Consider the following 26,035-nt stretch of genomic DNA (forward strand, 5'->3'; position numbering starts at 1 on the left):
CTTAATTCGCTGCTAAAATCGACCGCACTTTTTCTAAATCTTCCGCCGTATCCACTCCCACGGCCGGCACTTCTTTTGCTAATTCCACATGGATTCGTTCCCCATACCATAGCACGCGTAATTGTTCCAATTTTTCTAAATTTTCCAACTGTGTCGGCGCCCATTGCACGTATTTTTTGATAAAGCCTGCACGGTAAGCATAAATACCGATATGACGCAAATATACATCCGTCAGTGTTACGTTTGCGACATCTTGTAAGTCCATAAATTGATCCCGATCGTAAGGGATAACCGAACGGGAAAAATACAGCACATAGCCCTCTTTATCCGTCAGTACCTTGACGACATTCGGGTTAAACAGTTCTTCTGGTTCGTGAATTTTCACCGCAAGGGTTGCCATATTCACCTTAAATTTTGCTAAATTTTCCGCCACTTGACGAACAATCGCAGGTGGAATAAGAGGTTCATCGCCTTGAATATTGACGATAATTTCATCATCGGAAATAGTCAGTTTTTCCACCACCTCGGCTAAACGCTCAGTACCGGAATTACGCTGTTCCGATGTCATACACACTTCCGCTCCAAAACTTTGTGCAACTTTTGCGACTTTTTCATTATCCGTTGCAATAATCACACGGTTTGCACCTGATTGTTGTGCCTTTTCAAAAACATGTTGAATCATTGGCTTTCCGGCTATGTCTGCAAGGGGTTTACCCGGCAAACGTGAGGAGGCAAAACGGGCAGGGATAATCACAGTAAATGACATAAAATATTCCTTCTTTTCTTTAATAATCCTAAAAATCAATAATCAAAAACTTAATCAACAATCTTTTCCGCTTTTTCAGCAATCAAGATTGGTACACTGTTTTTAATGGGGTAAGCCAACTGTTCATAGCGACAAATTAATCGTTGATTTTTAGCATCATATTGCAAACGAGCAAGACAACGGGGGCAGGCGATCACTTCAAGCAATTTTGGGTTTAATCGCTCAGGCATTTTTATATCGCTCCACGAGTGCCTCTATTTTTTTCCAAAAGTGCGGTAAATTTTCACCTTGTTTTTCAACCTCCGTTATTTCCGCCTCTACCGGCACATACCACCAATTTTCTTTTGCAAACTCCCGGCATTTCACCGCATCTTTTTCCGTCATAAAGAGTGGTTGATTTTGTGGAAATTTTTCTAACTGCGAGGCACCAAAATCCTGATGATCTTGGAAAGCCTGAGTTTGAACTAAATTTATCCCTAATTTTTCCAACATTGTAAAAAAACGTGGAGGGTGACCAATACCGGCAATGGCAGAACCGAATTGAAATTCACTTAACGGACGTTTTTCTTTGGTTTTTAAATTGATGGCATAATTAGGTAGCAATGTCATCACCGCATCGGAATATTGATTTTTACCACCGTTGGTGATCACAAAATCTACGGTTTTTAATCGACTTGGTAATTCACGCAAAGGGCCGGCCGGTAACACAAAACCATTGCCAAGCCCCCGTTCCGCATCCATCACCACGATTTCGATATCTCGTTGTAATTGATAATGTTGCAATCCGTCATCCGAAATAATAATGTCGCAATTGCTATGCTTTAAGAGTAACTCAATGGCTTGTCGACGGTTTGCTGAAATCACCACCGGCACACCCGTGCGTTGAGCGATGAGAACCGGCTCGTCTCCGCCTTCATGGGGATTTGTCTCTGCGGTGACGAGTAACGGATAAGTTTTCGCATGGCTACCATAGCCACGTGAAATCACCCCTACACGTAATCCACGTTTCTTTATTTCTTCCACTAACCACACCACAACAGGGGTTTTTCCATTTCCGCCAACAGATAAATTTCCTACAATCACCACCGGTTTCGGCGCTCGATAAGAGGATTTTAGCCCAAGTCGAAATAAAACTCGGCGAAATTGACTTATCAGCCAAAATAAAAATGAGAATGGCAAAAGAAACCAAGCGAGTTTGGAATGCGAATACCAAAATGGCATAAATGTTCCCTCTAAAAAGTGCGGATAAAATGACGCGAGTTTTGCAACCCGCGTTTAGATATGATCAAATCTAGCCACTAAACTGCATACTGTGTAACTGTTTATATGCTCCTTCTAGAGCAAGCAGTTCATGATGACTACCGCGTTCACGAATTTCACCATGTTCAATCACTAAAATTTCATCGGCATTTTCAATGGTGGAAAGACGATGAGCAATGACAAGCACGGTACGATCCTTTTTCAACTCATCCAGTGCCGATTGAATCGCCCTTTCGGATTCCGTATCAAGGGCGGAAGTCGCTTCGTCTAAAATTAATACCGGAGAATGACGCAGTAAAGCTCGAGCTATTGCCAAACGCTGACGCTGTCCACCTGATAAGCTCGCCCCATTTTCACCAATCACAGTATCAAAACCTTGCGGCAATTTTTCAATAAACTCTAATGCATAAGCTGCTTTGGCGGCCGCAATAATTTCTTCACGTGTGTATTTATCCTTTGCCGCATAAGCGATGTTGTTTGCAATCGTATCGTTAAACAAATGCACCTGTTGAGAAACCACCGCACAATTTTGTCGCAAATTGGATAAACGGTAATCCTGAATATTCACTCCATCAAGCAAAATTTCACCTTGTGAAATATCGTAGAAACGGGTGACGAGATTGGCAATAGTGGATTTACCTGAACCTGAACGCCCCACCAATGCCACCGTTTTTCCAGCCGGAATACTAAATGAAATATTATTTAATGCTAATTCATCTTTACCTTGATAAGCAAAACTCACATTCTTAAATTCTAATTCGCCTTTTGCCGGCTCCGCTTTATAACTGCCATTATCTTTTTCCGGTTCTAAATCTAAAATTGCAAACAATGTTTGACAAGCAGCCATACCACGCTGAAATTGGGAATTAACATTCGTTAAAGATTTAAGTGGACGCATCATCGCCAGCATAGACGAAAAAACGACGGTAAAAGATCCTGCACTTAAATTCTCCTCTGCAATTAATGGTGTTGTCGCTAAATAAAGCACAGCAGCCAAAGCAAGAGAAGCGATAATTTGTACTACGGGATCAGAAATGGCATCAGCGGTTACCATTTTCATCCCTTTACGGCGCATATCATTACTCACCTGATTAAAACGCGCTTCTTCCACATATTGACCGCCAAAAGATAAGACGACTTTATGCCCTTTCAGCATTTGTTCCGTGGTAGAGGTTAATTCTCCCATGGAATCTTGTAAATTTTTGCTAAGTTTACGGAAGATTTTTGACACCATACGAATCAATACAGCAATAATCGGTCCAATCACAAATAACACTAGCGTTAATTCCCAACTGGTATAAAACATCACAACGAGTAAGGAAATAATGTAAGCCCCTTCACGTACAATCGTCACAAGAGAATTGGAAGATGAATTAGCGATCATCTCGGAATCGTAAGTAATACGAGAAAGTAATTTTCCTGAAGGATTGCTATCAAAAAAGCTCACCGGCATAAACATGAGATGTTTAAATAATCGACGACGCATGGTCATCACCACTTTTCCGGAAACCCAAGCCAAACAATAGTTAGAAATAAAGCTACTAAGCCCGCGTAAAAAAATCATTCCGACGACAACAAACGCCATTATTTTCAAAAAAGAATGATCGGCTTTACCGAATCCCTCATCAAGTAAGGGTTTTAATAAATAAATTAAGCCGGAATCTGCCAAAGCATTAAGAACCAACGCAACGGCAGCCACGACCAATCCTGACTTGAAGGGTTTAATCATTGGCCACAAACGTTTAAAAGTCTGTATAGTGGAAAGGTCTTTATCTTGCATTTTTTGATTTTGCATATTACTTATCTTCCGAAAAAAATTCGCCGCATTGTACCTTTTATTCCGTTGATAATCCAATCACATACGCATACCAAGGAGAAAAAGGCATTCTTGCACGATCAATTTTCCATTCATTTTGATAAAAGCTCACCCGAATTTGTCCCGAAATTGCAGTATTTTCTATGGCAATTTGGTGCCGTTTTAAACGTTCCACCACAGAGTGATGAGGAAATTTCCAAGGATTCCAACGCCCGCTTGAAATAATCGCAAGATCAGGCTTAGTGTGTGAAAGTAAAACCTCACCAGTGGAAGTTTTACTGCCATGATGCCCAACCTGCAGTACATCAATTTTTCCTAAAGTGCGGGTAAAAAATCGTTCATTTTGTATGTCAGCATCACCGGTAAGTAATACCCTGTAGTTACCATCGTCCACCAAAATCACACAAGAATCCGAATTATCAGCACGATTCACTTTCTTTTTCGGAGAAAGCACTTGAAAACGGATTTCTTGCCATTTCCATATTTTACCGGCAATGCAAGAAGTGCGGTTGTTTTCACCATAGTTTCTTTCTGATGGGCTGATCAATAGCGCATTTGGAAAAGCATTGAATATCGCTTTCGCTCCGCCTGAATGGTCATTGTCGTCATGGCTCAGTATTACCTTATCTAACACGATGCCCTCACGCGCCAAGTAAGGTAAAATTTCCAATTCCGCCATAGAACCCCCTACCCATGCAGCCCCTGTATCATACAAAATTCCCCGACCATTTTTGACAATCAAAGTGGCCACCCCCTGCCCGATATCTAGTGTATCAAGTTGCCACATTGGTTTTTGGGCTTGTCGGATCGTAACAACTAATAAAGACAAAATCGCTACGCCGGTTGAAATCAAAATAACTTGTGTTTTCAAAATCTTAGGTAATGATTTATTAATGTTAAGGGTAAAAAATCCTGTTCGTTTTATCGTTCTGATTTGGAGCGGCTGCGGTTTTTCACGATAAATAAAATGAACTAGAAGAAGAAAAAGAATGCTGAAAAGTGCGGTTAATATTAAAGACAAATCAAAGGTAATACTAAACCAGTGGCCCTGAAAAAAAGCAATGGTTTGTGTCACCCCTTCAGCAAAGCCATTCGCAAGTTGCCAAGAAGAAAATGCACCGTTCGTTAATGCCGCAAACAAAATTAAAGGGACAAGGAAAAAACTATACAGGGGAACGGCAACTAAATTCGCAACAAAACTATTCAATGAGATGCCATTAAACAAAAATATTTGCAGTGGCGTAAACAATAATAGCAAGCCAACCTGTAAATGAAGTATCCCCAAAATCCAACGTACTTTTTGAGGGAAAGGTCGATATCGCCATTGAAATAAAGAAAGTGGCACATAGCGATACCAAACAATTAGGCAAAATACCGCACCTATCGAAAGCCAAAAACTCATCGAAAGCGACATTAACGGATCGTTCAGTAGAAGGAAAGCCACCACCAAGATAAATAACTGAAAAGCGGAATAATATCGCCGAAACATTTGAATCCCAAAAACAAACATTAACGCAGAAATTGCTCTAAAAGTGGGAATACTCGCGCCTGCGAGATTGGCATAAAATAAGGCGAACATAACACCGAATAGAAAAGGCACAGAGGGAAAAATAAATTTTGTTGGAAGAAAAAATTGCACGATACGCATCAATAGAAATCCTATCCCCATTGCTAATCCAATATGCAAACCGGAAATTGCTATTAAATGTGCGGTATTTGTTTGTCGATAAACCTGCCAAATGGTGTTATCTAACCACGCTCTCTCTCCAAAGGCTAATGCAATCAATAAACCTTGTGAAGATAAATTTTCCGTTTGTTTTAGTGCCCGTTGGAGTTTTTTCTCCCGCCATGAGAAATCATCGCCAATTTTAACCGTACTTTTTAAGGTTCCGGTGGCAATCACCCCCTTGGAAAAATACCATTGTTGACGATCAAATCCCCCAAAATTCAATCGTGCAGACAGTGGGCGGAGAGAAACCTCTCCCTGCCATCGTTCACCTAAAAAAGGACGTTCTTTCGCTTTCCAATTTAAAAAAATACGTTGTGCCTTCTCCCCTTCCTTTAATACCGTGCGTACAATCACCGTTTGATATGTCTGTTGGTGTAATATTTCCTCAATTGTGAAGACTATCGACTGCTTTTTTACCTGAATTTTCTCCACTTGAGACAATAAATCTAAGGCGGAAGAATGGGCATAGCCTAACGCAACTATCAGTATATTTAAACGCACGATAACACGAGAAACAGAAAATTTTTTGCCCCAATAAAAACAAACTGCTATCAGCGAGAGAACTAAATTACCTAACAACATTTGCTTTCCACTGATTAGCATAAAATTGGGTAAAAATAGCAATGACAATGATGCCACGATCATACTTGTGGCGAACATAAACACAGTAAAAGGCATAAGGGGAAAATTGCACAGTAAAATAAGTGAACGCTATGTATTTTTAAGCGAATAGGCAATCTCCCCTTATAAATTTTGCGACATTGATCGCAAAATACAATTTTAGTGGGGAAATTTTATTTGCTAAACGTGAAAAGTTTTGCTATTTATATCGCCCTCAAAAATCGGGTTCTCAGTCACATCATCGAGAACGAATTATAAACTATGACAGGAAGTCGTGAACTTCACGCTTAAATTCTGTTCGTATTAGGAGTGAGATATGTCAAAGGCAACGTTAAGTTTATTAGAGCTAGCCGGCGTAAAACCATATCAACCAAAAAAAGATGAAGAATATATGAATGAAAATCAACTTCTTCACTTTAAAAAAATCTTAACGGCTTGGCACGAACAAATCGTGGAAGAGGCTTCTCGTACAGTTGCGCATATGCAAGATGAAGCGGCAAACTTCCCAGACCCGGCTGATCGAGCAACTCAGGAAGAGGAGTTCAGTTTGGAGTTACGCAACCGTGATCGTGAGCGTAAATTAATGAAAAAAATTGAAGCCACATTGAAAAAACTGGATACCGATGATTTCGGTTACTGCGATTCTTGTGGCGAAGAAATCGGTATTCGTCGTTTGGAAGCCCGCCCAACAGCGGATCTGTGCATCGACTGTAAAACCCTTGCGGAAATCCGTGAAAAACAAGTCGCCGGTTAATTTATTTTGTTAAGGAAATAAAAGTGCGGTTAAAATTGACCGCACTTTTTGCGTTTACAACATTATGTAGCAAATACACAAACTGGAATTTCAACAAAATTTAGGGACGTACACCTGTATCTGCGATAAAAAAACAAATTATTTCAATATGTTAAAAGCTGATGCCTTTGTAGTATTCCTATCACCAATCATCAAAACAAATGGAGTTTATTATTCTTACTTATATTAAAAATTTGTTTGGTAAAAAGAAAAAATCATCACAAAATACAAAAAAACAAACCGTCCAAACAAATGCTCATTCTAGAGGAGTTGAGCAACCAAACGTATTACGCCACAAAAAAAACAGCCAAAAGCATCAATATAATAAAAATGTGATTAAAGCTTCGCATTTTGGCATTCATCCTCGTATGTTTAGTCGCAATGCTCTTACCGTCGTAGAAAAATTGCAACGACAAGGGTTTGAAGCCTATATTGTCGGCGGATGTATTCGGGATCTTTTATTGGGTAAACACCCAAAAGATTTCGATGTCGCTACCAATGCCCGACCTGAGCAAATTCAAAAAATTTTTCAACGCCAATGTCGCTTAGTCGGTCGTCGTTTTCGCCTAGCGCATATTATGTTTGGCCGCGATATTATTGAAGTTGCAACTTTCCGTGCCAATCATAATGATGCCCATAGCGAACAGCAAGCAAAACAAAATGATGAGGGGATGCTTTTACGTGATAACGTCTATGGTTCTGTTGAACAAGACGCAGAACGCCGCGACTTCACCGTAAATGCACTCTATTATAATCCTCAAGATAATACGCTACGTGACGATTTCAACGGTATTGCTGATCTCAAAGCCGGTAAATTACGTTTAATTGGCGATCCTATCACCCGTTATCAAGAAGATCCGGTGCGGATGCTCCGCTCAATTCGATTTATGGCGAAATTAGATATGTTCCTTGAAAAACCAAGCGAACAGCCCATTCGTGAATTAGCACATTTACTAAAAAATATTCCGCCGGCACGTTTATTTGATGAAAGTTTAAAATTATTACAAACCGGGCAGGGTGTAAAAACTTATCGTTTACTACGTCAATACGGGTTGTTTGAACAGCTATTTCCCGGCCTCACACCTTTTTTCACGGAAAAAGAAGACAGTTTTGCCGAAAGGATGATTATTATTGCCCTCACTTCAACAGATGAGCGTATTGCGGATAAATTACGCATTAACCCCGCCTTTTTATTTGCTGCCTTTTTTTGGTATCCATTGCGTGAAAAAGTGGAAATTTTAAAAAATGAGGGAGGATTAAATAATCACGATGCTTATGCCTTAGCAGGTAATGAGATTTTAGACTTATGTTGTCACACGTTAGCGGCACCACGTCGCCATACGGCAGTGATTCGTGACATTTGGTTCTTGCAATTACAATTGCTCAAACGCACCGGTTCAACACCTGTACGCCTTCTGGAACATCCCAAATTTCGTGCAGCCTTTGACTTATTAATGATGCGTGCTGAAATTGAAGGTGGTGAGACCGTTGAACTCGCTAAATGGTGGCATGAATATCAATTCAGCAATAGCGAACAACGTCATCAACTTGTCCAAGAGCAGCAACGTTTACATCCAAAACCGAAGAAAAAATACTTCCGCCCCCGTAAACGTCGTAACCCAAAATCAGTATAAGAAAATTGGAATAACAACGATGATCACTGCTTATATCGCCCTTGGTAGCAATTTAAACACCCCCGTTGAGCAGCTCAATAGTGCATTAAATGGGATTGAAAACCTACCGCAAACCCAACTTCTTGCGGTAAGTTCATTTTATCAAAGCAAACCGCTCGGTCCACAAGATCAGCCGGATTATGTCAATGCAGTAGCAAAAATTACAACCACACTTCCCCCATTATCATTGTTAGATGAATTACAACGTATCGAAAATGAACAAGGGCGGGTACGTTTACGTCGTTGGGGTGAACGAACATTGGATTTAGATATTCTGCTCTACGGCAATGAAATCATTCAAAATGAGCGCTTAACCATCCCCCATTATGATATGCACAATCGAGAGTTTGTGGTTGTGCCTTTAGTAGAAATTGCACCTGATCTTATTTTTCCTGATGGGAAAAAACTTACTGAATTAGCGTTAAATTTTATCCATCATTCAATGAAAATAATCTAAAAAGTAACCGCACTTTAATTGCTAAAGTGCGGTTGTTTTTATTGGTGATGTTTATTCTATGACTTTATTTTGATTTCTTTAGCAAATTTTCGTGAGATTTCTTTTGCTCTTTCATTTTTCCACTGATTTCACGGCGTTGAGTAGAAAGCTCCGCACTACGAATTGTATAATCATCAACACGTGCTTCATAATCATCACGCATATTCTCAATAATGGCACGAACATCTTCAATATCCATATCATCACGAATATATTGATTCAAATTATCAAGTAATAATACGCGTTTTTGGTTATCGCGAATTTTACGGCTAATGTCTTCAATATCACGCTTTAACTTATTTTTTAAACGATACATACGCACATATTCCAACACTTCTTGAAAGGATTGTTTGTTCACTGTTTCCATAATTGCTCTCTCTATTTAGACAAAATAACTGACTGTAATTTAGCTTTTTTTTCCCCTGTCGTCAAAACCTTAAATTTAAATTTTGTGGCCTATATCAAAAAAATCTCAGTTTTTTCTAAAAAGCATTGATTATCCGATTTTCTAGTGATAAAACGTGGCGTATTATTTTTCTAAAAACAAGGAAACACAATGTCTCAAGTCTTCAATTTTAGTGCCGGTCCGGCTATGATTTTTCCTGAAGTATTACACAAAGCACAAACGGAACTCACCAACTGGTTAGGACAAGGCGTGTCCGTGATGGAAGTGAGCCACCGTGGCAAATATTTTATGTCACTCATCGCAGAAGCAGAAAAAGAGCTACGCGAAATCTATAACATTCCGAACAACTATCGTGTGTTATTTTTACAAGGTGGTGCACGCGGTCAATTTGCTGCATTGCCAATGAACCTTATCGGCCAAAAAGGAAAAGCACTTTATTTAAATAGCGGACATTGGTCTGCAACTGCGGCAAAAGAAGCTCGCAATTTTGCAGAAATTGATGAAATTACGATTGTTGAAAATGGCGATAATACCCGTATAACCCGATTAGATTTCAGTGATATTGCCGATCAGTATGATTACGTCCATTATTGCCCTAATGAAACTATTAGCGGTGTAGAAATTTTTGACGTACCAAAGGTTGGAAATGCCGTACTTGTCGCGGATATGTCCTCTAATATTCTTTCTCGTGAAATTGATATTAGCAAATTCGGTGTAATTTATGCCGGTGCGCAAAAAAATCTCGGCCCAGCAGGGATCACATTGGTGATTGTTCGTGAAGATTTGATTGGCAATGCGCGTAAAGAAACGCCTTCCATTTGGAACTATGCAATACAACGAGATGCGGATTCAATGATCAATACCCCACCAACTTTTGCTTGGTATTTATGCTCTTTAGTATTTAAACATATTAAAGCACTCGGTGGCTTGAAAGTGATTGCCAAGCGAAATGAATTAAAGGCGAAAACCCTTTATGATTATATTGATTCCAGCAAACTCTATCGAAATGTTGTGGCAAAAGAAAATCGCTCCACAATGAATGTCACCTTCGTTACCGGCAACCCGGAATTAGATGCAAAATTCGTCTCAGAATCAACGGCAGCCGGCTTACAAGCGTTAAAAGGTCATAAAGTTCTGGGTGGTATGCGTGCCTCCATTTATAATGCAATGCCTTTAGAAGGTGTGGAAGCGTTAATTGAATTTATGAAAAAATTTGAAGCGGAGAATCTCTCCTAAGCGTAACAAAGGCATAATAGTAAATTCAACGCTCAATGTTGTGGGCGTGATAAAACGCCCTTCTATCTTAATAAATGTAAAACTATGCAATATATTAATATCGCCAATCAAGGCGTAAAATCTCTTTCTCCTTATCAGGCGGGTAAACCGATTGAAGAACTTGAACGTGAACTCGGTATTTCTAATATCGTTAAACTTGCCTCTAATGAAAACCCATTCGGTTTTCCCGAGAGTGCAAAACAAGCCATTATCAACCAATTGGATCAGCTCACCCGTTACCCTGATGCAAATGGCTTTGAGCTAAAGCAAACCATCGCCAAAAAATTTGGTGTTCAGCCGAATCAAATTACCTTAGGCAACGGTTCAAATGATTTACTTGAACTCTTCGCCCATACTTTTGCCGGTGAAGAGGACGAAATCATTTATTCACAATATGCTTTTATCGTTTACCCCCTTGTGACAAAGGCGATTAATGCCACGGCAAAAGAAATTCCGGCAAAGGATTGGGGACACAATTTAGCGGGATTTTTGACCGCACTTTCCAATAAAACCAAATTAATTTTTATTGCGAATCCGAACAATCCGACGGGGAATTTTCTCACAGAACAGGAAATTGATGCGTTTTTAGAAAAAGTACCGGAAAACGTACTGGTCATATTAGACGAAGCCTATACGGAATTTACCCTGCCCGAAGAACGGATCGATTCTTTCGGTTTATTGAAAAAATACCCTAATCTCATAATTTCCCGTTCACTCTCGAAAGCCTATGGATTAGCCGGCTTACGGATTGGCTATGCGGTGTCTAATCCTGAAATTGCCGATTTATTAAACCGTGTCCGTCAGCCGTTTAACTGCAATAGTTTAGCGCTTGCCTCAGCGATTGCCGTGATGAATGACGACGCTTTCATTGAAAAAGTGGCAGCAAATAACCGTGCTGAAATGGCTCGTTATGAACATTTCTGCCAACAATACGGCTTGGATTATATTCCTTCAAAAGGCAATTTCATTACAATCGACTTTAAAAAGCCTGCTATGCCAATTTATGAGGCGTTATTGCGAGAAGGCTTGATTGTCCGCCCCATTACCGGCTACGGAATGCCAAATCATTTACGCATTAGTATTGGATTACCGCACGAAAACGACAAATTTTTTACCGCACTAATTAACGTGCTCAATTTAACTCAAGCTAACTAGGAGCTTTTTATGACAGTAGTAACAATGATGGGAAATCCCATTGAAATCGAAGGTAATTTTCCACAAAAAGGTGAAAAAGTTGATAACCTTATCTTAACCAATAAAGATCTGGCAGATGTCACCTTAGAAAGTTTTGCAGGAAAACGTAAAGTATTAAATATTTTCCCAAGTATTGATACCGGCATTTGTGCGACATCGGTACGTGTATTCAACCAACGTGCGGCAAATTTGGAAAATACCGTTGTATTATGTATTTCAGCGGATCTCCCTTTTGCTCAAGCCCGTTTTTGTGGTGCTGAAGGCATTGAAAATGTGCAAACGCTTTCCACTTTCCGCCATAAAGATGTTCATGAGAACTTAGGTGTAGCTATTTCAACCGGCCCGATTGCCGGTTTAACTGCCCGCTCTGTGATCGTGTTAGATGAAAACAACAATGTGTTACACAGCGAATTGGTGTCTGAAATTAAAAGTGAACCGAATTATGATGCAGCAGTAGCTGTATTATAAAAAATCGGTTGTAGTATGTAGAAAACAAAAAGTGCGGTTAAAATTGACCGCACTTTTTACTCGCCGAATATTGGTATTATTTGCCGATAACCTCTAACCCGCCCATATACGGACGCAAAACTTCCGGTACGGTAACTGAGCCGTCGGCATTTTGATAGTTTTCAAGTACGGCAACTAACGTACGCCCTACCGCTAACCCCGAGCCATTTAACGTATGCACTAAACGGGTTTTCTTATCCCCTTTCGCTTTACAACGGGCTTGCATGCGGCGGGCTTGGAAATCCCACATATTAGAACAAGATGAAATTTCACGATAAGTATCCTGTGCTGGCACCCACACTTCCAAATCATAGGTTTTACAAGAACCAAAGCCCATATCACCGGTACAAAGTAATACTTTACGATAAGGAAGATTGAGCAATTGCAATACTTTTTCCGCATGGCCGGTTAATTCTTCAAGGGCTTCCATTGATTTATCCGGATCAACAATTTGCACCATTTCCACTTTATCAAACTGGTGCATACGGATTAATCCTCTCGTATCACGCCCGTAAGATCCTGCCTCTGAACGGAAACACGGCGTATGTGCAGTCATTTTGATCGGTAATTCGGCGTCATCAAGAATCACATCACGGACTAAATTCGTTACTGGTACTTCCGCCGTTGGAATTAAGGCGTAAGGCTGCTCCCCTTCTAAAGCATTGGTGTGAAATAAATCCTCACCAAATTTTGGTAATTGCCCTGTACCGTAAAGGGTTGCATGATTCACCAAATAAGGCACATAGGTTTCTAAATAACCATGTTGCTCAGAATGAAGATCCAACATAAATTGGGCTAAAGCACGATGCATTTTAGCAATTTGACCTTTCATCACAGCAAAACGCGCCCCCGCCAATTTTGCTCCGGCGGCAAAATCCAACCCGTCAATTTGCTCACCTAAAGTAACATGATCCTTAATTTCAAAATCAAAAACTCTTGGCGTTCCCCAACGTAAAATTTCGAGGTTTTCCGAATCGTCTTTACCAAGCGGCACATCATCTGCTGGTAAATTTGGAATGGTTAATGCAATTTGATTGATTTCCGCCAAAACTTCATCTAATTGAGTTTTCGCTTCATTTAATTGGTTGCCCATATTATCGACTTCAGCAAGTAATGGGGCAATATCCTCACCACGGGCTTTTGCCGCCCCGATAGCCTTCGAGCGAGTATTACGTTCCGCCTGCAAGGTTTCTGTTTTAACTTGAAGTGTTTTACGCTGTTCTTCCAACGCCACAAGTTTTTCGGTATCAAGAATGAAGTGACGTTTAATTTTTAGTTTTTCTGCGACTTCCGCCAAATTGTTGCGGAGTAAATTTGGATCGATCATTGCATTTCCTTAGTTTTTCATTGAAATAAAACGCCCTTATTCTAGCGTGGATTCACTAAATAAACCAGTTAAAACCCAATGGAGAATAAGGATTTTATTTTGTGATCCGGTTCAAATTTTTGTGATTCGGTTCTATTAATTTTTTATAAATAGGTTAAAGTAGAAACAGTTTTTAACCATTCACAGGAGCTTACCTATGTTTCCCGAATTTAGAGAATTAATCACCAAACTTAAGAATCATGATGCTTATTTTGATCGTTTATTTAAAAAACATAATGAATTAGATCATGATATTAAAAATAAAGAGGAAAATATTACGCTCGCAACTCATACGGAAATTGAGATCTTGAAGAAAGAAAAATTACGGATTAAAGATGAGCTTTATACTTATTTGAAAAAGAAAGCGGAGGAATAAAAAGTAGGTTCAACCAAATCGCTCGAACTTTTCTAAGCATATTACTACACACAAAAAAGCCCTCAAAATTGAGGGCTAAATTGTTTAATATTGGAATAAAAATTAGCGACGTAAACCTAAACGCGCGATGGTGCTTTGGTATAAAGCAAGATCCGTACGTTTTAAGTAGTCTAAAAGTTTACGACGACGAGAAACCATACGTAATAAACCACGACGACCATGGTGGTCTTTTTTATGCTCAGCAAAGTGTGCTTGCAAGTGGTTGATTTGTGCAGTTAATAATGCGATTTGAACTTCAGAAGAACCGGTATCTTTCGCATCGCGACCAAATTCAGCAACGATTGCCGCTTTTTTTTCAGTACTTAGAGACATTTTTTACTCCTAAAAGGTAGTGTTGTTGATACATCATTCGCCGATCTCTAACTCAGCGATGACAAGGAATGAGCATTCTATCTATTGTATAGAACAAAAGCAAGTCATTCCTATCATATCCAAAATCCTAGGCTTGATTTAATCTTATTTCGTACTAAAATAGCAAAAAACACCGAAATAGGACTAATTATGCTAACACAATTCGATAAACTTTCAGATCTTTCCGCAAAGCTATCCTCTCTCTATGCAAATTGGGCTAAACAGAAAGGAATCACCTTGAACGAACTCCATTTTCTCTATCATATTGGACGCAATGGAACATCATCGCCTACTGCCATAGGGGAACGGTGGAGTTTACCAAAACAAACTGTCACATCAATCTGTAAACAACTTGATAACAAAGGCTACTTACAATTTATCACAGATGAAAAAGATAAACGTAGTAAGCAGATTGGATTAACTGAACAAGGCAAAATGTTTATTGAGCCAATCATTGCAGAAATAACTCAAATTGAATGGCAGACAGAACAACAATATTCTTCTGAAAAATTGACCGCACTTTTAACCGAAGTGGAACGATTACTTGATATCTTTTCACAACAACTTAACCAAAAACGAGGATAGGAAAATGAACATTCTCATTAGAAAAGCTAAACGACAAGATTGCGAAAAAATATGGCATTTAATGAAAGAACTCGCTATTTTTGAACACTATATTGATAACTTTGCCATTACCCCTAAAATTGTCGAAGAATGTGGTTTTAATAAAAACCCACCGGATTTTTATTGTCTGGTCGCCACTGATAAAGAAAATATTGTAGGCATTGCCGTTTATTATTTTCTGCCTTATACCGCTCAGAATCGCCCTGCTATTTACCTCAAAGAACTCTATATTGATGAACATTACCGAGGACAAAAAATTGGTGAAAAATTAATGCAAGCCTTAAAAGCTGAAGCTCAAAATCACGGTTGTCAGCAAATAAAATGGACAGTTGCTTCTTGGAACGAAAGCGGAAAACATTTTTACAAAAAGCTTGGTGCACAACAAAATAACGAATGGGTAAACTACGAATGGAAAATCAATTAAATATCAAAAAACTCACTTTAAACGATGTTAATGCCCTACAAACTTTAAGTAAACAAACGTTCTTTGAAACCTTTGTCGGCACTTGTAGTGATGAGGATATGCAAAACTATCTGCAAGAAAGTTTTAGTCTCACACAACTCGAAAGTGAATTAAAAAACAAAGAAATGCTATTTTATGTGGCAGAATCCGAAGGTGAAATGCTCGGCTACCTAAAAGTGAATTTAGGCGTCGCACAAACAGAAAAACAATCACTAAGTGCGGTTGAAATTCAGCGTATTTATGTATTGAATCAATATCATAGCAAAGGCGTGGGACAAGCCCTATTTCAACAAGCTTTAGATATTGCTCAAAAATACCAAGCAGACTATATCTGGCTTGGCGTATGGGAACATAATCATAAAGCTCAAAATTTCTATCGAAAAAATGGCTTTGTAGAATTTGACAAGCACACCTTTATGATGGGAAATGATGCTCAAACGGATATTATGATGAAAAAAATCTTAAAATAATAAAAGTGGGGTATCCCACTGTTTTCTTTTCTCAAAATACTATTTTACATTTTTTTACATTCCCCTATTGATTTAATCCTATATAGTACTAAAATTATAATAAAGTACGATATAGGATTATTTTCTTATTTATACTATTAGCTCCCTTAATTCAATCAAACAAAAATTTTATTCAAGGCTCCTATGAACCAATCCAAAGAATCAAATTCTACAGAACTTGGTATTGCAGGCTATTCCTGGCAACACATTATCAAACTATTACTTATTGCTTTGCTCGTTTATGCAATTGGCAGTATTTTTATCTCTAATCCTTTTTCTATTTTTGTGGATCGAAAAACCCCTGTAGATTATTCACGAATCATGTATTTCCACGGACTTACTGTTGGTTTAGCCGGATTAACGTGTTTAAGTATTAGTCAAATTTTTGATTTAAAAAATGTTTATAAAAAAATTATTTTTTACTGCACTGTTTCTACAATTTTCTTTGGTATTACAGGTGGCGCGATTAACCGCTCTATGGAAGAAACTAAATTATGGTTATGGTACCAAACTCTCTCATTTTTTTCGTTAGATGCTATCTTAATAGCCTTATTTATCGGACTTTTAAATACCCAAAATAAAACATTAAAACATTCATCAACTTACTATCTCGTCACCACCTCCTCAGGATCTGCAATTATTGCAGCACTACTTGGCGATCTTATGGGCGTAATTTTAGATTTTGGCGATATTTTGGGAATATTTAGTGCTTATGCTAACCACATTGGCTACTCATTAACAGAATGGAATGATAATTTATTACGTGCACACTCAGATATGATTGTAATTGCCATTATTGGATTAATTCTCTCAATCATAAGTTGGAAATATAGTAAAAATCTAACAGGTATAGCCAAAACACTTAAAATCAGTGGTGAATATATGGCAACCATTGGATTAATTTTAATGACGATTATTTTAGCTGTAGCCGGTTTTGCCGGTGTAAATTGGCAAATTCCACATATATTTACAGAAAAAGGATTCTATGCCGCACGTGGACAAAGCGTAGCAGGTATTGATCTTGTTGATTTTGTGATTGGAACATTATTTCTCTTCGGAGGATTATTTATGATTCTTGCAATATTATTTGGCAAAAGAATAAATCATGAAACTTTAACTCAAACAGCTAAATATACGTTAGGCGGTCTATTATGAACTTGGACTTGTATTATTATCACTGTTGCGGGAATGGGCTTTTTACAAGAATATCAAGCTAACTTATACAGCTCATCAAATGATGTCCCTTTAGCGGATTTTGGTTTTGCCTTCAGAATGTTACACTTAGATGTGAGCTTAATTCTATTCCCGGCTATCATGACAATGATGCTATTTATGCAACACTTCTTGCAAGAAAAACAAAATCAAATGATTCAATGGGGATTACGTATTAGTGTGATTTTATGCACTGTTGGCTCACTCGTTTATATGACAGTCAATCCCACCGCTTTCGGTCCCGGTTATTGGATTGTTTCATTAGGTTTCACTTTTATGATTGCAGGGATGATTTATTTTTTTGTAAAAAGTAGCGAAAAAGAAATTGAGAAATTTCATTCATAATTAATAAAAGGTTGGGCATTCCCAACCTTTTATTTCAATTTAATCTTTCAACGATTTAATCTTTTCAATCACATTGGTGGTGGAGCAACCATTTTCAAAGTTTAATACTTTCACGTCCCCGCCATTTTCCCACACGTCTTGGCTACCGGCAATCTCTTCCGGTTTATAATCGCCGCCTTTCACCAGTAAATCCGGTAAGATTTCAGCAATTAAGCGTTGTGGCGTATCTTCCGAGAAAGGCACAAGCCAATCCACGGAGGATAACCCAGCCAATACCGCCATTCTGGAATCAAGATGATTAATTGGACGGCTTTCGCCTTTTAAGCGTTTGACAGAATCATCGCTGTTCACAGCAACAATTAAACGATCACCTAATTTACGGGCATTTTCAAGATAAGACACATGACCCGGATGTAAAATATCAAAACAGCCGTTTGTCATAACAATTTTTTCACCACGGGCTTTCGCTTGTTTGACGACTTCTTTGAGCTGAGTTTCCGTCATAATACCAAAACCGGTTTCCGGACGTGCATGGATCGCATTTTCAAGCTCAACGTTGGAAACTGTTGATGTTCCCAATTTCCCTACCACAATGCCTGCGGCAACATTCGCTAAATAGCAGGACTCTTCAAAAGAACGCCCATCTGCCAGTGCGGTTGCCAATACACTGATTACCGTGTCCCCTGCGCCGGTCACATCAAAGACTTCTTTCGCTACGGTTGGTAAATGATAAGGTTCTTGATTTGGACGAAGTAAGGTCATGCCCTTTTCTGAACGGGTCACCAAAAGTGCGGTCAATTCTATGTCAGAAATTAATTTCAAGCCTTTTTCAATGATGTCTTCTTCCGTGTTGCATTTGCCCACCACTGCTTCAAATTCTGCCATATTAGGTGTGAGCAAGGTCGCCCCACGATAACGCTCAAAATCAGTGCCTTTTGGATCAATTAACACCGGCACATTCGCCTGACGGGCAATTTGAATCATTTTTTGCACGTCTTTCAGTGTACCTTTACCATAATCGGAAAGCACTAAAGCACCGTAATTTTTCACCGCACTTTCCAGCTTAGAAAGTAAATCCTGACAATCTACATTGTTAAAATCTTCTTCAAAATCAAGGCGTAAAAGCTGTTGATGACGGGATAATATACGTAATTTAGTAATGGTCGGGTGGGTACTTAATGCGACGAAATTACAATCAATTTTTTGTTCTTTAAGCAAATTAGACAATGCTGCACCGGTTTCATCTTGCCCAATCAATCCCATTAATTGTACAGGCACATTCAGTGAGGCAATATTCATCGCCACATTCGCCGCACCACCGGCACGTTCTTCATTTTCTTGCACTCGCACCACCGGTACCGGTGCCTCAGGTGAAATTCGGTTGGTTGCACCAAACCAATAACGATCAAGCATTACATCGCCTAATACAAGGACTTTTGCCTGTTTAAATTCTGCTAAATACTGAGCCATGCTATTCTCTCTTGGAAAAAATTGGCGTGATTTTACCACAAGTCATTTTTACGTTAAACTACCGCGCAATTTCATGGAGAATGATAATGAAAAATAACAAACTCCCTAGGTTTCAACGCACTTTTCTTGCCCCTAAATATTGGGGATTCTGGCTTGGACTTGCTCTTTGGCGTGCTATTTTACTGTTGCCCTACCCAATTTTACGCCACATCGGTAACGGATTGGGCTGGCTTTTTTCCCGCTTAAAAATCGGCAAACGCCGTGCTGCTATCGCGCGCCGCAATCTTGAACTTTGCTTTCCTGAAATGTCGGAAAAAGAACGGGAAAATATCCTAAAAGAGAATTTGCGTGCTGTTGGTATGGCGATTATTGAAACGGGTATGGCTTGGTTTTGGTCTGATGCCCGCATAAAAAAATGGTCGAAAATTGAGGGCTTACATCATCTCAAAGAGAGCCAACAAGACGGTACTATTTTTGTCGGTGTCCATTTTCTCACTCTGGAACTGGGTGCGCGTATTGTGGGGTTACATCACCCGGGATTGGGCGTGTATCGCCCTAATGACAATCCTCTAATGGACTGGCTACAAACGCAAGGGCGTTTGCGTTCCAATAAAGATATGTTAGATCGTAAAGATCTTCGAGGTATGATTAAAGCCCTGCGCCAAGGTGAAACCATTTGGTATGCGCCTGATCACGATTATGGGCGAAAAAATGCGGTATTTGTGCCATTTTTTGCTGTACCCGATGCTTGCACTACCACCGGCAGCTACTATCTATTAAAATCCTCTCCGAAAAGTAAAATCGTTCCCTTTGCCCCTTTATGTAACAAAGACGGCTCAGGCTATACGGTGAGTATTTCCGCTCCTGTTGATTTTACCGATTTAGCGGATGAAACCTCTGTTGCCGCCAGGATGAATCAAGTGGTGGAAAAAGAAATTCTAAAAGGCGTGGCACAATATATGTGGTTACACCGCCGTTTTAAAACACGCCCAAGTGAAAATGACCCAAGCCTTTATGATTAAAAGTGCGGTCGAAAATAACCGCACTTTTTGATACACTCTTTCGCAATTTTTTCATATTTAACGAATAACCAAATGACAGCCAATTATTCAGCTCAAGAAATTACCGTATTAAAAGATCTCGAACCGGTGCAAATCCGCCCAGGTATGTACACTGACACCACCCGCCCAAACCACCTCGCACAAGAAGTCATTGATAATAGTGTGGATGAAGCCCTTGCCGGATTCGCCACTAAAATTGAAGTGATTTTGCATGCGGATCAATCGCTTGAAGTCATTGATAACGGTCGGGGAATGCCGGTGGATATTCACCCGACAGAGGGCGTGTCAGGCGTGGAAGTGATTTTAACCAAACTTCACGCCGGTGGTAAATTTTCCAATAAAAACTATGAATTCGCCGGTGGTTTGCACGGCGTAGGGATTTCTGTGGTGAATGCCCTTTCCGAGCGAGTGGATATTCAAGTCAAACGCAATGGCGAAGTATATAAAATCGCTTTTGAAAATGGGCTAAAAGTGGAAGAATTGGAAGTGGTCGGCACCTGCGGCAGACGCACTACCGGTACGACCGTTCACTTCAAACCTAACCCGAAATATTTCGATAGTGCAAAATTTTCCGTCAGTCGCTTACGCCATTTATTGCGTGCCAAAGCCGTGTTATGTTCAGGGCTGGAAATCAAATTCACGGATAAAGTCAACAACACACAAGATGTATGGCTATATGAAGACGGTTTGTCCGACTATCTTATTGAAGCCGTCAACGGTTATGAAACCTTGCCGGAAAAACCTTTCGTGGGAGAATTTAAAGGCAATAATGAAGCGGTCAGTTGGGCATTATTATGGCTGCCTGAGAGCGGAGAATTGATCGGTGAAAGCTATGTAAATTTGATCCCAACTATTCAAGGCGGCACACACGTCAATGGTTTACGCCAAGGTTTGCTTGATGCGATTCGTGAATTTTGCGAATTTCGCAATCTGCTCCCTCGTGGTGTTAGGCTCACCGCTGATGATATTTGGGATCGTTGTGCTTATATTCTCTCGCTCAAAATGCAAGATGCCCAATTTGCCGGACAAACCAAAGAACGCTTATCATCTCGTCAAAGTGCGGTCTTTGTCAGCGGCGTTTTAAAAGATGCCTTCAGCCTATGGCTTAACCAAAATGTCCAAGATGCGGAAAAGCTTGCAGAAATGGCGATCAGCTCTGCCCAACGCCGTTTGCGTGCTGCCAAAAAAGTGGTGCGGAAAAAACTGGTAAGCGGCCCAGCATTGCCGGGTAAATTAGCGGATTGCGGATCACAAGATCTGGAAAAAACTGAATTATTTTTAGTGGAAGGGGATTCTGCGGGCGGCTCGGCAAAACAAGCCCGAGATCGGGAATATCAGGCAATCTTGCCGTTACGGGGAAAAATTTTGAACACCTGGGAGGTTTCACCGGAACAGGTTCTCGGTTCCACAGAGATTCACGATATCGCGGTGGCATTAGGCATCGATCCGGATAGTGATGATCTGTCCCAACTACGCTACGGAAAAGTCTGTATCCTCGCCGATGCCGACTCAGACGGTTTACATATTGCGACATTACTTTGTGCCTTATTCTTACGTCATTTCCCAAAATTAGTACAAGAGGGGCACGTTTATGTCGCAATGCCCCCCCTTTACCGCATTGATTTAAATAAAGAAGTGTTCTACGCCTTGGATGAAGGGGAAAAAGAGGCAATTTTAGATCGCCTGAAAAATAAAAAAGGCAAACCAAATGTTCAACGTTTTAAAGGTTTGGGTGAAATGAATCCTTCTCAATTACGGGAAACCACCATGGATCCGAATACCCGCCGTTTGGTGCAATTAACCTACAATTCAGAAGAAGAACAGGGCACAGAAACCCTAGAACTGATGGATATGTTGTTGGCGAAAAAACGTTCCGAAGATCGAAAAAATTGGCTACAAACCAAAGGCGATCAAGTGGATTTAACGGTGTAATGGGAAAATTTATATGAGTACAAATATCAACTATGAAGGCATTGAGCAAATGCCGCTCCGCACTTTTACCGAAAGTGCCTATCTTAATTATTCCATGTACGTCATTATGGATCGTGCATTGCCTTTTATTGGCGATGGCTTAAAACCCGTACAACGCCGTATTGTCTATGCCATGTCAGAACTTGGCTTAAACGCGACGGCAAAATACAAAAAGTCCGCACGGACGGTGGGGGATGTGTTGGGTAAATTCCACCCTCACGGCGATTCCGCTTGCTATGAAGCCATGGTATTGATGGCCCAACCCTTTTCTTATCGCTATCCATTGGTGGACGGTCAAGGTAACTGGGGTGCGCCTGATGATCCCAAATCTTTTGCGGCTATGCGTTATACGGAATCACGCCTGTCCAAAATTTCTGAAATTTTACTTTCTGAACTTGGGCAAGGCACGGTAGATTATCAACCGAACTTTGACGGTACGTTAGAAGAACCGCAATATTTGCCTGCACGTTTACCCCATATCTTACTTAACGGTACAACAGGGATTGCTGTAGGAATGGCAACGGATATTCCCCCTCATAATATTAATGAAATTGCCGATGCCGCCGTTCATTTGCTCGATCATCCTAAAGCCTGCCTTGATGATCTGTTAAATATTGTGCAAGGGCCTGATTTCCCAACAGAAGCGGAAATTATTTCGCCAAAAACGGAAATTCGTAAAATTTACGAACAAGGCCGTGGCTCGATAAAAATGCGTGCGACATGGAAAAAAGAAGACGGAGAAATTATTATTTCCGCCCTGCCACACCAAGCCTCTCCCTCCAAAATCATTGCGCAAATTGCCGATCAAATGACGGCGAAAAAATTGCCGATGGTGGAAGATATTCGTGATGAAGCCGATCACGAAAACCCGATTCGTATTGTCATCGTGCCTCGTTCCAATCGGGTGGATACCGACGCCCTCATGGCTCACTTATTTGCCACCACCGATCTGGAAAAAAGCTATCGTGTGAATATGAATATGATTGGGCTTGATCATAAACCGGCAGTAAAAGGGTTAGTGCAAATTCTCAATGAATGGCTACATTTCCGCCGCACTACGGTGACACGCCGTTTACAATATCGTCTTGATAAAGTGCTTTCCCGTCTGCATATTTTGGAAGGATTAATGATTGCCTTCTTAAATATTGATGAAGTGATTGAGATTATTCGCCATGAGGATGATCCCAAAACAGAACTCATGGCACGCTTTAACTTAAGTGATGAGCAAGCTGATGCGATTTTAAACTTACGCTTGCGTCACTTAGCAAAATTAGAGGAGAACCAACTTCGTGCCGAACAAAATGAGTTGGAAAAAGAGCGGTCAAATTTAGAAGCGATTTTAGGCTCTGAACGTCGTCTCAATACGCTCATTAAGAAAGAAATCCAAGAAGATGCCAAAAAATACGCCAGTCCACGGATGTCACAATTAGTCGAACGTGAAGAAGCCAAAGCGATTTCAGAAAGCGAAATGACACCGGCAGAACCGGTTACTGTTATTTTGTCGGAAATGGGCTGGGTACGCTGTGCCAAAGGGCATGATATTGATCCAAAAGCATTAAGTTATAAAGCCGGCGATGGTTATCGCGCTCATGCTTGTGGTAAAAGCAACCAAGCTGCCGTATTTATTGACAGCACCGGACGCAGCTATGCCGTTGATCCGCTCACCCTGCCCTCTGCCCGTTCACAGGGCGAACCACTCACAGGTAGATTAACTCTGCCTGTTGGTGCCACTATTGAGCATGTCATCATGGAAGCGGATCAACAGGAATTATTGATGTCATCTGATGCGGGCTATGGCTTCATTTGTAAATTTGAAGATCTAATTGCACGTAACAAAGCAGGAAAAGCCTTGATTTCTTTACCGGAAAATGCCAAAGTGTTGCCGCCAAAAATTCTGTCGGATTCAAGCGCACTTCTCGTTGCCTTGACTTCAGCCGGCAGAATGTTAATTTTCCCGGTACAAGATTTACCGGTATTATCAAAAGGTAAAGGCAATAAAATCGTGAGTATTTCTGCGACTCATGCAAAAGATCGTAGCGAATTATTAGTGAAATTATTGCTCATTTCAGATCAAGCCGCTCTTGAGTTCCACTCCGGCAAACGAAAAATGACATTAAAGCCAGAAGATCTGCAAAAGTTCCGCACAGAACGAGGCAGAAAAGGATCGCAACTCCCCCGAGGCTTACACAGCAATGTGGATATTACGGTGATTGATCCTGAACACAACACATAAATTTTCCAAAACAAACTAAGAGGAGAATACTTCGTGAATATTGTTTTCGATACTTATCAAACACTGGCACTTGCCAGCCTTGTTTTATTATTAGGCTATTTTTTAGTAAAACGCATTAGCGTACTGAAAAACTTTAATATTCCTGAACCGGTTGTCGGCGGTTTTATTATCGCTATCGCATTGACAATTTGGTATCAAATAGATGGTACTTCATTTACCTTTGAGAAAAGCCTACAAGCCACAATGATGTTAGTTTTCTTCTCATCAATCGGTTTAAGTGCAAATTTTGCCCGTTTAATTAAAGGTGGAAAACCATTAATTATTTTTCTTTTTGTTGCCGCGGCGTTAATTTTCTTCCAAAACGTGATCGGTATTGCCGGCACTCAGATTTTAGGCATTGACCCTGCCTATGGTTTATTAGCGGGCTCCGTCACCTTAACCGGTGGTCATGGTACCGGTGCGGCTTGGGCTGAAACCTTCATCAAGGAATTTAACTTACCGGCGGCAACAGAAATTGCCATGGCTTGTGCTACATTCGGTTTAGTTTTCGGCGGTATTATTGGCGGCCCGGTAGCACGTTTCTTGCTAAATCGTCAAAAACAAGGGGAAAACCCGGAAAATGATGAAGTAGATGATGTCCAAGAAGCCTTTGAGCATCCAACCTACCAACGTAAAGTCAATGCACGTTCTATCATTGAAACCATTGCAATGATGTCTTTCTGTCTATTGATCGGTCAATATCTAGACAGCGTGACAAAAGGTACGGCATTACAATTACCAACCTTCGTTTGGTGTTTATTTACCGGCGTTATCATTCGTAATGCATTAGCACATATCTTCAAATTCCGTGTGGCAGATTCAGCTATTGATGTTCTCGGCAGTGTGGGATTATCTATCTTCTTAGCCATTGCCTTGATGTCATTAAAACTTTGGGAATTAGCCGGTCTTGCCACGGATGTATTAGTTATCCTAGCAATTCAAGTTGCCTTTATGGCATTCTTCGCCATTTATGTGACTTATCGTGCCATGGGTAAAGATTACGATGCGATCGTACTTAGTGCGGGACACTGTGGTTTCGGTTTAGGTGCAACTCCAACTGCAGTGGCAAATATGCAAGCAATCACCAGCCGTTTCGGTGCGTCTCACAAGGCTGTCTTAATCGTACCAATGGTGGGCGCATTCTTTATTGACTTAATTAATGCCTCACTATTAAAAGTTTTCTTAGCTGTGGTGACTTATCTACACTAATAATATGTAAAAAAGAGCGGTAAAATTGACCGCTCTTTTTATTTTATAGCAATTGCATAAACCTGTTTTTTGGTTAGATTGTAGGGAACACACTGCGTGTGTCCGCTATAAAATCAAATTATTTCAATATGTTAAAATTCGGACACACTCAGTGTGTCCCTACATATCGTTGAAATTTCTGTTTTTGTGCATTTGCTACATAATACCCTA

Annotated in this window: 25 protein-coding genes; 16 read left to right on the top strand and 9 right to left on the bottom strand. The window is 40.2% G+C overall.

The genetic code is table 11. From position 1 onward, the window contains the following. Position 1 precedes the first annotated feature (1 nt). The 5 genes from kdsB to E4T92_RS03585 all read right to left on the bottom strand — a co-directional run bounded on the left by kdsB (position 2) and on the right by E4T92_RS03585 (position 6,249). Positions 2–766 (bottom strand): 3-deoxy-manno-octulosonate cytidylyltransferase, encoded by a 765-nt coding sequence (kdsB, locus tag E4T92_RS03565; protein ID WP_135093469.1) that lies wholly within the window; start codon positions 764–766, stop codon positions 2–4. Positions 767–816: 50 nt separating this feature from the next. After that, positions 817–996 carry a Trm112 family protein gene (locus tag E4T92_RS03570; protein ID WP_135093470.1) on the bottom strand — a complete coding sequence of 60 codons (180 nt, stop codon included), beginning with the start codon at positions 994–996 and terminating at the stop codon, positions 817–819. Continuing rightward, a complete protein-coding gene (gene lpxK / locus E4T92_RS03575) occupies positions 989–1,987 on the bottom strand; it encodes a tetraacyldisaccharide 4'-kinase (RefSeq protein ID WP_135093471.1) in 999 nt (332 codons plus the stop codon). Before lpxK ends, E4T92_RS03570 begins: the two co-directional genes overlap by 8 nt. A 70-nt stretch (positions 1,988–2,057) precedes the next feature. Continuing rightward, positions 2,058–3,821: a lipid A ABC transporter ATP-binding protein/permease MsbA gene (msbA, locus tag E4T92_RS03580; protein ID WP_135093472.1), complete on the bottom strand. Its 1,764-nt coding sequence runs from the start codon at positions 3,819–3,821 to the stop codon at positions 2,058–2,060. Positions 3,822–3,861: 40 nt separating this feature from the next. Further along, the gene (locus E4T92_RS03585; protein WP_167753991.1) at positions 3,862–6,249 is read right to left on the bottom strand and encodes a DNA internalization-related competence protein ComEC/Rec2; all 2,388 of its coding nucleotides are present in this window, start codon (positions 6,247–6,249) and stop codon (positions 3,862–3,864) included. Positions 6,250–6,508: 259 nt separating this feature from the next. On the opposite strand from E4T92_RS03585, the gene dksA reads away from it, so the two are divergent. The 3 genes from dksA to folK all read left to right on the top strand — a co-directional run bounded on the left by dksA (position 6,509) and on the right by folK (position 9,115). Beyond that, positions 6,509–6,946 carry an RNA polymerase-binding protein DksA gene (dksA, locus tag E4T92_RS03590; RefSeq protein ID WP_059365396.1) on the top strand — a complete coding sequence of 146 codons (438 nt, stop codon included), beginning with the start codon at positions 6,509–6,511 and terminating at the stop codon, positions 6,944–6,946. A 200-nt stretch (positions 6,947–7,146) separates the two neighbouring features. Continuing rightward, a complete protein-coding gene (gene pcnB / locus E4T92_RS03595; protein WP_135093473.1) occupies positions 7,147–8,619 on the top strand; it encodes a polynucleotide adenylyltransferase PcnB in 1,473 nt (490 codons plus the stop codon). Positions 8,620–8,638: 19 nt separating this feature from the next. Beyond that, positions 8,639–9,115, top strand: a complete 477-nt coding sequence (gene folK, locus E4T92_RS03600) for a 2-amino-4-hydroxy-6-hydroxymethyldihydropteridine diphosphokinase (protein ID WP_135093474.1) — start codon at positions 8,639–8,641, stop codon at positions 9,113–9,115. A gap of 64 nt (positions 9,116–9,179) precedes the next feature. On the opposite strand, the gene E4T92_RS03605 is transcribed toward folK, so the two are convergent. Then, positions 9,180–9,521 carry a DUF496 family protein gene (locus E4T92_RS03605; protein ID WP_077541098.1) on the bottom strand — a complete coding sequence of 114 codons (342 nt, stop codon included), beginning with the start codon at positions 9,519–9,521 and terminating at the stop codon, positions 9,180–9,182. Positions 9,522–9,710: 189 nt separating this feature from the next. On the opposite strand from E4T92_RS03605, the gene serC reads away from it, so the two are divergent. From serC to tpx, 3 genes are all read left to right on the top strand, one after another. Next, positions 9,711–10,796, top strand: a complete 1,086-nt coding sequence (gene serC / locus E4T92_RS03610; RefSeq protein ID WP_135093475.1) for a 3-phosphoserine/phosphohydroxythreonine transaminase — start codon at positions 9,711–9,713, stop codon at positions 10,794–10,796. 84 nt (positions 10,797–10,880) lie between these two features. Continuing rightward, positions 10,881–11,990, top strand: a complete 1,110-nt coding sequence (hisC, locus tag E4T92_RS03615; protein ID WP_135093476.1) for a histidinol-phosphate transaminase — start codon at positions 10,881–10,883, stop codon at positions 11,988–11,990. A 9-nt stretch (positions 11,991–11,999) separates the two neighbouring features. Next, positions 12,000–12,497: a thiol peroxidase gene (gene tpx / locus E4T92_RS03620; protein ID WP_135093477.1), complete on the top strand. Its 498-nt coding sequence runs from the start codon at positions 12,000–12,002 to the stop codon at positions 12,495–12,497. 76 nt (positions 12,498–12,573) lie between these two features. Here tpx and serS read toward each other — a convergent pair whose 3' ends face one another. Continuing rightward, on the bottom strand, positions 12,574–13,863 hold the full coding sequence (gene serS, locus E4T92_RS03625) for a serine--tRNA ligase (RefSeq protein ID WP_077541106.1): 1,290 nt from the start codon (positions 13,861–13,863) through the stop codon (positions 12,574–12,576). Between the two features lie 196 nt (positions 13,864–14,059). Here serS and E4T92_RS03630 point away from each other — a divergent pair, with 196 nt between their 5' ends. Beyond that, positions 14,060–14,278, top strand: coding sequence for a YdcH family protein (locus E4T92_RS03630; protein ID WP_077541108.1), 219 nt, complete (start codon positions 14,060–14,062; stop codon positions 14,276–14,278). 102 nt (positions 14,279–14,380) lie between these two features. On the opposite strand, the gene rpsO is transcribed toward E4T92_RS03630, so the two are convergent. Further along, a complete protein-coding gene (rpsO, locus tag E4T92_RS03635; protein WP_005628925.1) occupies positions 14,381–14,650 on the bottom strand; it encodes a 30S ribosomal protein S15 in 270 nt (89 codons plus the stop codon). 189 nt (positions 14,651–14,839) lie between these two features. On the opposite strand from rpsO, the gene E4T92_RS03640 reads away from it, so the two are divergent. From E4T92_RS03640 to E4T92_RS11155, 5 genes are all read left to right on the top strand, one after another. Beyond that, a complete protein-coding gene (locus tag E4T92_RS03640) occupies positions 14,840–15,274 on the top strand; it encodes a MarR family transcriptional regulator (RefSeq protein WP_135093478.1) in 435 nt (144 codons plus the stop codon). Between the two features lie 4 nt (positions 15,275–15,278). Then, the gene (locus E4T92_RS03645) at positions 15,279–15,737 is read left to right on the top strand and encodes a GNAT family N-acetyltransferase (RefSeq protein ID WP_135093479.1); all 459 of its coding nucleotides are present in this window, start codon (positions 15,279–15,281) and stop codon (positions 15,735–15,737) included. Then, the gene (locus tag E4T92_RS03650) at positions 15,722–16,246 is read left to right on the top strand and encodes a GNAT family N-acetyltransferase (RefSeq protein ID WP_135093480.1); all 525 of its coding nucleotides are present in this window, start codon (positions 15,722–15,724) and stop codon (positions 16,244–16,246) included. Before E4T92_RS03645 ends, E4T92_RS03650 begins: the two co-directional genes overlap by 16 nt. 183 nt (positions 16,247–16,429) lie before the next feature. Continuing rightward, positions 16,430–17,440: a hypothetical protein gene (locus tag E4T92_RS03655; protein ID WP_209307343.1), complete on the top strand. Its 1,011-nt coding sequence runs from the start codon at positions 16,430–16,432 to the stop codon at positions 17,438–17,440. Between the two features lie 33 nt (positions 17,441–17,473). Then, a complete protein-coding gene (locus E4T92_RS11155; protein ID WP_209307344.1) occupies positions 17,474–17,842 on the top strand; it encodes a hypothetical protein in 369 nt (122 codons plus the stop codon). 39 nt (positions 17,843–17,881) lie between these two features. Here E4T92_RS11155 and hldE read toward each other — a convergent pair whose 3' ends face one another. Then, on the bottom strand, positions 17,882–19,312 hold the full coding sequence (hldE, locus tag E4T92_RS03660; protein ID WP_135093481.1) for a bifunctional D-glycero-beta-D-manno-heptose-7-phosphate kinase/D-glycero-beta-D-manno-heptose 1-phosphate adenylyltransferase HldE: 1,431 nt from the start codon (positions 19,310–19,312) through the stop codon (positions 17,882–17,884). Positions 19,313–19,398: 86 nt separating this feature from the next. Between hldE and E4T92_RS03665 the strand changes: the two genes are divergently transcribed. The 4 genes from E4T92_RS03665 (at position 19,399) to gltS (ending at position 25,825) form a co-directional block, all read left to right on the top strand. After that, positions 19,399–20,334, top strand: a complete 936-nt coding sequence (locus tag E4T92_RS03665) for a Kdo(2)-lipid IV(A) acyltransferase (RefSeq protein ID WP_135093482.1) — start codon at positions 19,399–19,401, stop codon at positions 20,332–20,334. Positions 20,335–20,406: 72 nt separating this feature from the next. Beyond that, the gene (parE, locus tag E4T92_RS03670; RefSeq protein ID WP_135093483.1) at positions 20,407–22,305 is read left to right on the top strand and encodes a DNA topoisomerase IV subunit B; all 1,899 of its coding nucleotides are present in this window, start codon (positions 20,407–20,409) and stop codon (positions 22,303–22,305) included. 13 nt (positions 22,306–22,318) lie between these two features. Then, a complete protein-coding gene (gene parC, locus E4T92_RS03675) occupies positions 22,319–24,577 on the top strand; it encodes a DNA topoisomerase IV subunit A (protein WP_135093484.1) in 2,259 nt (752 codons plus the stop codon). A 33-nt stretch (positions 24,578–24,610) separates the two neighbouring features. Then, positions 24,611–25,825 carry a sodium/glutamate symporter gene (gene gltS, locus E4T92_RS03680; protein WP_135093485.1) on the top strand — a complete coding sequence of 405 codons (1,215 nt, stop codon included), beginning with the start codon at positions 24,611–24,613 and terminating at the stop codon, positions 25,823–25,825. The last annotated feature ends 210 nt before the right edge of the window (positions 25,826–26,035 follow it).

Origin of the sequence: Pasteurella sp. WM03, from assembly GCF_004570945.1 — a bacterium.
Classification (GTDB): Bacteria; Pseudomonadota; Gammaproteobacteria; order Enterobacterales; family Pasteurellaceae; genus Rodentibacter.

Bases quoted from the DNA above. Each gene is read 5' to 3' on its own strand.
- kdsB (WP_135093469.1), bottom strand. From the start codon at position 766: ATGTCATTTACTGTGATTATCCCTGCCCGTTTTGCCTCCTCACGTTTG.
- E4T92_RS03570 (WP_135093470.1), bottom strand. From the start codon at position 996: ATGCCTGAGCGATTAAACCCAAAATTGCTTGAAGTGATCGCCTGCCCC.
- lpxK (WP_135093471.1), bottom strand. From the start codon at position 1,987: ATGCCATTTTGGTATTCGCATTCCAAACTCGCTTGGTTTCTTTTGCCA.
- msbA (WP_135093472.1), bottom strand. From the start codon at position 3,821: ATGCAAAATCAAAAAATGCAAGATAAAGACCTTTCCACTATACAGACT.
- E4T92_RS03585 (WP_167753991.1), bottom strand. From the start codon at position 6,249: ATGCCTTTTACTGTGTTTATGTTCGCCACAAGTATGATCGTGGCATCA.
- dksA (WP_059365396.1), top strand. From the start codon at position 6,509: ATGTCAAAGGCAACGTTAAGTTTATTAGAGCTAGCCGGCGTAAAACCA.
- pcnB (WP_135093473.1), top strand. From the start codon at position 7,147: ATGGAGTTTATTATTCTTACTTATATTAAAAATTTGTTTGGTAAAAAG.
- folK (WP_135093474.1), top strand. From the start codon at position 8,639: ATGATCACTGCTTATATCGCCCTTGGTAGCAATTTAAACACCCCCGTT.
- E4T92_RS03605 (WP_077541098.1), bottom strand. From the start codon at position 9,521: ATGGAAACAGTGAACAAACAATCCTTTCAAGAAGTGTTGGAATATGTG.
- serC (WP_135093475.1), top strand. From the start codon at position 9,711: ATGTCTCAAGTCTTCAATTTTAGTGCCGGTCCGGCTATGATTTTTCCT.
- hisC (WP_135093476.1), top strand. From the start codon at position 10,881: ATGCAATATATTAATATCGCCAATCAAGGCGTAAAATCTCTTTCTCCT.
- tpx (WP_135093477.1), top strand. From the start codon at position 12,000: ATGACAGTAGTAACAATGATGGGAAATCCCATTGAAATCGAAGGTAAT.
- serS (WP_077541106.1), bottom strand. From the start codon at position 13,863: ATGATCGATCCAAATTTACTCCGCAACAATTTGGCGGAAGTCGCAGAA.
- E4T92_RS03630 (WP_077541108.1), top strand. From the start codon at position 14,060: ATGTTTCCCGAATTTAGAGAATTAATCACCAAACTTAAGAATCATGAT.
- rpsO (WP_005628925.1), bottom strand. From the start codon at position 14,650: ATGTCTCTAAGTACTGAAAAAAAAGCGGCAATCGTTGCTGAATTTGGT.
- E4T92_RS03640 (WP_135093478.1), top strand. From the start codon at position 14,840: ATGCTAACACAATTCGATAAACTTTCAGATCTTTCCGCAAAGCTATCC.
- E4T92_RS03645 (WP_135093479.1), top strand. From the start codon at position 15,279: ATGAACATTCTCATTAGAAAAGCTAAACGACAAGATTGCGAAAAAATA.
- E4T92_RS03650 (WP_135093480.1), top strand. From the start codon at position 15,722: ATGGAAAATCAATTAAATATCAAAAAACTCACTTTAAACGATGTTAAT.
- E4T92_RS03655 (WP_209307343.1), top strand. From the start codon at position 16,430: ATGAACCAATCCAAAGAATCAAATTCTACAGAACTTGGTATTGCAGGC.
- E4T92_RS11155 (WP_209307344.1), top strand. From the start codon at position 17,474: ATGGGCTTTTTACAAGAATATCAAGCTAACTTATACAGCTCATCAAAT.
- hldE (WP_135093481.1), bottom strand. From the start codon at position 19,312: ATGGCTCAGTATTTAGCAGAATTTAAACAGGCAAAAGTCCTTGTATTA.
- E4T92_RS03665 (WP_135093482.1), top strand. From the start codon at position 19,399: ATGAAAAATAACAAACTCCCTAGGTTTCAACGCACTTTTCTTGCCCCT.
- parE (WP_135093483.1), top strand. From the start codon at position 20,407: ATGACAGCCAATTATTCAGCTCAAGAAATTACCGTATTAAAAGATCTC.
- parC (WP_135093484.1), top strand. From the start codon at position 22,319: ATGAGTACAAATATCAACTATGAAGGCATTGAGCAAATGCCGCTCCGC.